Below are 7,073 nucleotides of genomic sequence, written 5' to 3'. Positions count from 1 at the left end.
AGCGCAACCTTGCCAAGGTTGAGGTCACGAGTTCGAACCTCGTGTGTCGCTCCAGTTGAGGCGCCTTGGCAGAGTGGCTATGCAGCGGATTGCAAATCCGTGGACCTCGGTTCGATTCCGGGAGGCGCCTCCATTCTTTTCGAAAGCTCGTCATTATGACGGGCTTTCTTCGTTTTAGCGCAATGGAAATCGACGCGCGTTAATCCCTCTTTCTGCTGTTTACTTATTATCTCCTCCCTGATTATTTGATCGGGATTCAATAATTACACTCAATTAGCTATTGATTTTATAAATGTTACACATCTCAATAATTGTAGAGGGTGATTGGTGATAATTTCTCCACGATTGTAGTCCGAACTTTTTGTTGTACAACAGACGGTTAGTTGGATTTCTTCTACCTGTCTTGCGGCTCTCTAAGTTCGGGCTTCGTCCTAAAACGTGAGAGAAAAATAATGAAAACATTCAACCTTAAACCCACACTTTTACCTTTAACTTTGCTGCTCAGTTCGCCGGTAATGGCGGCTCAAAATGGAACCATGATGCAGTATTTCCATTGGTATGTGCCAAATGACGGTGCACTCTGGACACAAGTTGAAAACAACGCGCCAGCACTATCTGACAACGGCTTTACCGCGTTATGGCTACCGCCTGCCTATAAAGGTGCTGGTGGCAGCAACGACGTCGGTTATGGCGTTTACGATATGTATGACTTGGGGGAGTTTGATCAAAAAGGATCGGTGCGAACCAAATACGGTACTAAAGACCAATACCTCGATGCCATCAAAGCGGCACACGCAAACAACATTCAAATTTATGGTGATGTGGTGTTTAACCACCGTGGCGGTGCGGATGGTAAATCGTGGGTCGACACCAAGCGAGTCGATTGGAACAACCGAAATATTGAGCTCGGCGACAAATGGATTGAAGCATGGGTCGAATTTAGCTTCCCGGGGCGTAACGATAAATACTCAGATTTCCATTGGACGTGGTATCACTTTGATGGGGTCGACTGGGACGACGCAGGTAAAGAAAAAGCGATCTTCAAATTCAAAGGTGACGGCAAAGCATGGGATTGGGAAGTCAGTTCTGAAAAAGGCAACTACGACTACCTCATGTATGCAGACTTAGACATGGATCACCCAGAAGTGAAGCAAGAGCTGAAAGACTGGGGCGAGTGGTACCTAAACATGACGGGTGTGGATGGTTTCCGAATGGACGCGGTTAAACACATCAAGTACCAGTACCTACAAGAGTGGATCGATTACTTGCGTTGGAAGACTGGCAAAGAGCTGTTCACTGTGGGTGAATACTGGAACTACGACGTGAACAATCTGCATAACTTTATCACTAAGACTTCTGGCAGCATGTCATTGTTTGATGCACCGCTACACATGAACTTCTATAACGCTTCACGCTCGGGTGGTAACTTCGATATGCGCCGTATCATGGATGGCACCTTGATGAAGGACAACCCAGTGAAAGCGGTAACATTGGTCGAGAACCATGATACGCAACCACTGCAAGCGCTGGAGTCTCCAGTGGATTGGTGGTTCAAGCCTCTTGCGTACGCGTTCATTTTGCTTCGTGAAGAAGGTTATCCGTCAGTGTTCTACGCGGATTACTACGGCGCACAATACAGCGATAAAGGACACGACATCAACATGGTGAAAGTGCCGTATATTGAGAAATTGGTGAAAGCCCGTAAAGATTATGCTTATGGCAAGCAGCACTCTTACCTTGATCATTGGGATGTGATTGGTTGGACGCGAGAAGGGGATGCAGAACACCCGAACTCAATGGCGGTTATCATGAGTGATGGCCCTGGCGGTACAAAATGGATGTACACAGGTTCACCAAGTACGCGTTACGTCGATAAGTTAGGTATTCGCACGGAAGAAGTCTGGACTGACGCTAACGGTTGGGCAGAGTTCCCAGTGAACGGCGGTTCGGTTTCTGTTTGGGTCGGCGTTAAATAATCAAGCTCATAGAATTGCAGGTGTGACCAATTTCGAAAATAGTACGCATTTAATCAATGTCTTGTTTGATATTCATGAAACATATGCGTAACTTTATACCTGAGCATTATCAGTAGGCAGATTAAGGAAAGGAATCTATGGCTGACGTTTTGATTGTTGCGATTGTATTCGGTGCAATATTTGGTGGTGGTATCGTTAAGCTGATTCTCAATCATCGAAAAGAAGTAAGAGCGCTCGAAATTTCTGAGCGTAAGCAGATGAATAAAGAAGAGCGAGATGGTCTTAATAAACAAATAGAAGACCTAAAACAGCGCGTCGAAGTATTAGAGCGTATCGTTACTGACAACAAATACCAACTTGATAAAGAAATTGCGTCTTTGTAATTCTGAACCAAGAAGAAAGAGCCAGTTTAATACTGGCTCTTTTTATATCTGCCCTTAAATCCCGAGAAAGCTAAGCATTGGATTACCGCTCATCAAAGAAGTCTTTATTTCGAATGTACTTGCTCATTAAGTGATAAGAAAAAGGGCGTATCAACCAACTCACCAAAGAGCGTCCAAGCCGCATCAACGTTGGTGTGTTCTCGTAAATCCTACCGTTATAAAGCCAAAGCATTTTGCCCACATGCCAGTAGAGAAAAGGTACCGGAGGCATAAAGGTAACAATGTCGATGTCGCAACAGATTCGATAGGTTTTATGTCCTAACTTGTATCGTTTTTTGAATGTCCAATCACCAATTGCTGGCTGACCAAACGTTACTACTCGCTTGATGCTTTTGGGGTACTTTCGTTCGATATAATCGGCAAACACGCTACCAATTGCGCCGCCCGATGAATGCCCAGTAATGGTGATGCGCTTGCCTTGTAGAATCAGCGGTACGACGGTGGCTTCTAGTCGCTCAATCACGCTCAAACCAAGACGATCTTCATTTCGTGAAGGTTGGCTTTCTTGAAACAACAAATGATAGAAACCTGCATGGATGCGATAGTTAAGTCCAAGGCGCTTGCAGCTACGAGTCCACATGGCAAAGTTCAAAAGCCAATCGCTAATGCTGTGTGAGCCCTTGATGACAACAACGACTTCTGTGCGCTTTTTACTCCATAAAACACGAATCATGGTTTTGCCAAACTCGTTTTTAATGATGCGCTGTCCATTAGGATCGAACCCATAGCGGGTCTGTTTAAAGACTCTGGGGTAGGCAAGGTTGCAGAGTACGGCGTAGCGTTCGTATTGGTATCGTTTTAGAGGCTTCACGTTGTTGTTCTTTGTCTTAGTTAATTTCAAACTCTAGACGTCAAATATGAAAAGAACATGAACCTGTATGGAAAGGCAAAATAAACAGCTCAGCCTATAGCGTTTATTTTTATGGCTTGGGCATAAACTAAGCATAAATGGTGAGAGCATCGCTTCTCTTTATCTCACGTTTGAAGGTTTTTAAGTCAGCGAAAATCGCCAGCTTGGCGGATTGATGGTCTTGTTCTACCAATGTTAATAGCTGACCAATCGCCCTACGCTGTGGCTTGGTGAATTGCTTATCGTTTTGTTGCTTACGAAAGAAGTCGAGCTGATTGGAAGTATCGTTAAACGCACCGAGGCGGTCTTGAAGTTGCTTCAACTGTTTTACATTCGCTCTGTGTTGTATTCCAAGGTGGCCTTGGTGAGGAACATACAAAGGAGCAAAGTATTCAAGCAAGTAACGGAGCTTCTTACATTCAATCCTCAATTGATGAACTTCACCATCGTTGCTTTTTCTGTTCAAGCCTTTACATGCATTGCTTACCAACTTGTAATGGTGGAGGATCCTTTTGTTCGAACAAACAACAATGGATTCGACATTGTCCACCTCATATTGAGATGCTCGGCGAAGGCTGTTTTCAATCATGACGCAGGTTTTGAGATAGCTATCAGAGGCGAGCCATTGCCTAACAGATTTGAGTGCTTCGATTTGTTGCGTTTCAATCACGTCAAAAACCGACGCTAATTTGTCGCTGTGTTCTGGTGCTCGATTTAAGTAATGCTCTCTATCGATGAGAAACACGTCTAAGTCGCGTAATGTGTTGGTCTGCTTCATGAGTAACTTTAAGTGGGGCTTGAGCAGTTTGAATTCAAAGGGGCAGAAATTAGCCTTAAGAAGCAGTAGTAGAGAGCGAATTCGTCGTAAAGTGACTCGATACTGATGGTTAAACTCAGGTTCCGTTTCGGTAATTACGCCTTTTTCGAGTGTTCTTGCGTAGTCGAATTCATGCATTAGATGACGGGGTAAAAGAAAGTTCAGATCCGAATCTGCACTCAATCTAAAGTCCGCAACCTTCTTGTTGAGAAGCTTCATCGCCATCCTCCTACATCAAACATGGTTTAATTTTAGGAGGTGACGACCAGTTCTACCTATTTCAGCTAACAAATATTCCGGCTAATTGGCGGCTTGGTGAAGAAATTCAAGCTGTTGCTTTTCTTTATCACTCATTTCATAAGGTTCATCGGATAGGGTATTCGAATCAAATGACCCAACAGGATAAGACTCTGCTTTACTTTGGCCATACTGTGCTTTTTCACCTGGGAAACCAGACATGCGTTCTATCATGATGTCACGAAGTTCATACTCGGCTCTTCCATTGGGTAAGACATTGTGGAACGCTTTTAGCTCCACGGTTTGTTCTCCTTCAGCCAGTTGTTTCTTTTGTACTAAAGAGGCCACTGCCGAGCCGTTTGATTGATATAAACTGCCACGAACTCGATAGATACCCGCTCTGTCCACTTGAACTGTAATAGGAATCACCATATCGGAATTATTCGAAGATGCTTGGTCTACATTGATAATGCTGGCTACAGAGTGGTAAAGGCGTAAATCCGCACTGATGACATCTTCACCTTGCTCAAAGCTGATGCGTGCCACCAATCTTAATTCTTGTGGCCAGTTTGCTTCTGGTGTTATTTGCCAACCATTCTCTTGAACAGGAAGAGTGGTGAGGGTTTGTTGGCTTTCTACGTCAATAATGTCGAGTGACACGGTCACGTAGTTTGCCGATGATTTTAAGCGAACATCAATCTTGTCTGGATAAAAATGACGATATTTGTCCAAGCTTAATGCTGCTTTGGCTTCTCCATTCAACACTGGAACAGGGACCTCTTCAAAATGATTCCAGTCGAGATACGGGCTGTTCTTATCTGTAATGGGAGTAGAGTAGGCTGGATACTGTAAGACCTCTTCGTGGCGTTGTGCGATCAACGATAAGTCATGGGATGAAGCCATATTTTCAATCACATCGACGCTCTCTTCTTCGGGAGGAAATGACGAATTATCCACAATGATGGTTTCGCTCTGTGTTGGCTTGGGTAAAGCAGCCGTTTGATTCTGCTGGGCTTGTTGTTGCTTCGCGGAGTCATCGTCTTGATTTTGTTGCGATAGAAACAACGCCGTAGCCCCAATCAAAACGAAAGCCGCAATGGCGATTGGCTTTTTGTTACTCATAATCGATCTCTTGCATCGTGCTTTGTGTGAGAAGAGCCAAGCATGAAACTTGGCTCGTTGGTTTGCTTATTACGACGCTTTACAGGCCGACAGCGATTTCCGACATGGTGTCGTTTTGAGAACCTTGAACGTAAATGTATTTGTTTCCAAACCATCCATTCTCTTGGTAGCTGTCAACGCTTACCGATTTTCCATCCGCTAAGGCAATCGACGTATTACTGGAGGTGACTTTACCTTTGTGTTTCGACCCAATGACTTCGCTGTGGCTATAACCGTTACCCATGATGAACGGGTAGTGGTTTGGCATAAAGCTAGCCACTCCTTTACTTTGAGAAGCCATTTTTCCGTCCATAGCTAGATTAGTAGAACAGCTATCGAAACTGCCTGAGCTTGAAGCGCCACATGATGAATGCGCCGCTACAACACCATCGTCTTTTCCGGGCAAGAAGCTTGCGGTCGCTTTTAGGTAGTCGCTGCCGTTACCAACAAAACGAATTCGAGGGATACGGTGGTCTGGTAACATCGCTATTTGGCGAGCGTTTGACACTTTTAGATCATTCAATACACCGGTGTTGTTTTTTGATGGCATATCGCCAAGCCAGAGTGAAATCGCATAACGCATTGCACTGTTTGTCCAGCCACCACCTTCAGTGATGTTAATAACGATATCGCCCAGCTCGGATCCACCACCAGCGCCTGCAAAGTCGAAAGTCGCGACAATATTGAGTGGAGATAGCCCTGCGTTAGTTAACCAGTTTGCTTGGTTATCGAGCAGATGTCTTGCAACTAGGTCGCCAGTTGAGTGGGTTACCAACACGCAACCCGGCTGGCAAGTCCCGTTTCTTGAGAGCTCTTGCAGCTTCGGCCATACATAATCACTGGCTATTTTCCCTTCAACTCTTTCATGAGAGGGCCAATCAATGCGAGCATCGGCATACTGCATCCAATAGTCTTTCCAATAATCCGCACCTTCTGTTTCAACTTGCGATGGCGCTGGTTTAGTTTGCAGTTGATCGGCTTGAAATCCGTGGATGAGGACCACTTTGTAATCACCAATAGCTGCATTGGAAGCGGTAGGTAAAGCCATTGCCACTGCGAGTGCGGCTAGTTTTGTCATTTTATTCATGATGTTATCAACCTTTGAATGTTTATTTTCGCCAAAAATAGCGAAGTGGTAATAAGCAAAATACAAACATCAAAATCACTTTTGCTCGAAAGGTATGATTAACGGGATGAATAATAACGATCAACACATCCGATCAGTGAAGTGTTACCGGAGTATAATAATGATAATTTTAATTCCTATAAATGAGATTACTTGCGGGAGTAATTTATAAAGTTGTTGATAGATTTCTCTTTTTAATCTATCTGACATTAACTAGAAAGAAACGCGATGATTGAGTAACAGCAGGTGAAGAGCAGGGTTGGAATGGTTTGATGTGTTTAGGGATTGATCGAATTGACTGAAGAGTGCTCGTCTGAGTCTGCTTTTTAACCGCATGAATAAAAAAGATAAAATTTGTTGTTGACCTAGAATCTTAATCCGTTAAAGTACGCCTCGTTCTCACGGCGAAGGTCGTTAGAGCAGGTGGTGTTACCATCGCATTGATTGCGTTGCCCTGGTGGTG

General features: G+C 44.3%; 6 protein-coding genes and 1 tRNA gene. 3 read left to right on the top strand and 4 right to left on the bottom strand.

The window, feature by feature from the left end; translation table 11 throughout:
- The first annotated feature begins 59 nt into the window (after positions 1-59).
- From KIT90_RS27655 to KIT90_RS27645, 3 genes are all read left to right on the top strand, one after another.
- Positions 60-133: transfer RNA gene (locus KIT90_RS27655), tRNA-Cys, on the top strand.
- A 319-nt stretch (positions 134-452) separates the two neighbouring features.
- Positions 453-1,976 (top strand): alpha-amylase, encoded by a 1,524-nt coding sequence (gene amyS / locus KIT90_RS27650; protein ID WP_132697214.1) that lies wholly within the window; start codon positions 453-455, stop codon positions 1,974-1,976.
- Between the two features lie 137 nt (positions 1,977-2,113).
- Positions 2,114-2,359: a hypothetical protein gene (locus tag KIT90_RS27645; RefSeq protein ID WP_005440998.1), complete on the top strand. Its 246-nt coding sequence runs from the start codon at positions 2,114-2,116 to the stop codon at positions 2,357-2,359.
- Positions 2,360-2,441: 82 nt separating this feature from the next.
- Here the strand turns inward: KIT90_RS27645 and KIT90_RS27640 are convergent, their stop codons facing one another.
- From KIT90_RS27640 to KIT90_RS27625, 4 genes are all read right to left on the bottom strand, one after another.
- Entirely contained in the window at positions 2,442-3,230 is a 789-nt protein-coding gene (locus KIT90_RS27640; RefSeq protein WP_005440995.1) for a lipase, read from the bottom strand.
- 127 nt (positions 3,231-3,357) lie between these two features.
- Positions 3,358-4,305 carry a CHAD domain-containing protein gene (locus KIT90_RS27635; RefSeq protein WP_285379761.1) on the bottom strand — a complete coding sequence of 316 codons (948 nt, stop codon included), beginning with the start codon at positions 4,303-4,305 and terminating at the stop codon, positions 3,358-3,360.
- 81 nt (positions 4,306-4,386) lie between these two features.
- A complete protein-coding gene (locus tag KIT90_RS27630) occupies positions 4,387-5,445 on the bottom strand; it encodes a hypothetical protein (protein WP_285379759.1) in 1,059 nt (352 codons plus the stop codon).
- Between the two features lie 79 nt (positions 5,446-5,524).
- Positions 5,525-6,571, bottom strand: coding sequence for a hypothetical protein (locus KIT90_RS27625; RefSeq protein ID WP_285379757.1), 1,047 nt, complete (start codon positions 6,569-6,571; stop codon positions 5,525-5,527).
- Positions 6,572-7,073: the final 502 nt, after the last annotated feature.

The sequence above is a fragment of the Vibrio sp. B172a genome (assembly GCF_030248355.1).
GTDB lineage: Bacteria > Pseudomonadota > Gammaproteobacteria > Enterobacterales > Vibrionaceae > Vibrio > Vibrio owensii.
This window is presented reverse-complemented; position numbering and strand designations above follow the sequence as displayed.

Excerpts from the sequence above, each read along its gene's own strand:
- amyS (WP_132697214.1), top strand. The coding sequence starts at position 453 with ATGAAAACATTCAACCTTAAACCCACACTTTTACCTTTAACTTTGCTG.
- KIT90_RS27645 (WP_005440998.1), top strand. The coding sequence starts at position 2,114 with ATGGCTGACGTTTTGATTGTTGCGATTGTATTCGGTGCAATATTTGGT.
- KIT90_RS27635 (WP_285379761.1), bottom strand. The coding sequence starts at position 4,305 with ATGAAGCTTCTCAACAAGAAGGTTGCGGACTTTAGATTGAGTGCAGAT.
- KIT90_RS27630 (WP_285379759.1), bottom strand. The coding sequence starts at position 5,445 with ATGAGTAACAAAAAGCCAATCGCCATTGCGGCTTTCGTTTTGATTGGG.
- KIT90_RS27625 (WP_285379757.1), bottom strand. The coding sequence starts at position 6,571 with ATGAATAAAATGACAAAACTAGCCGCACTCGCAGTGGCAATGGCTTTA.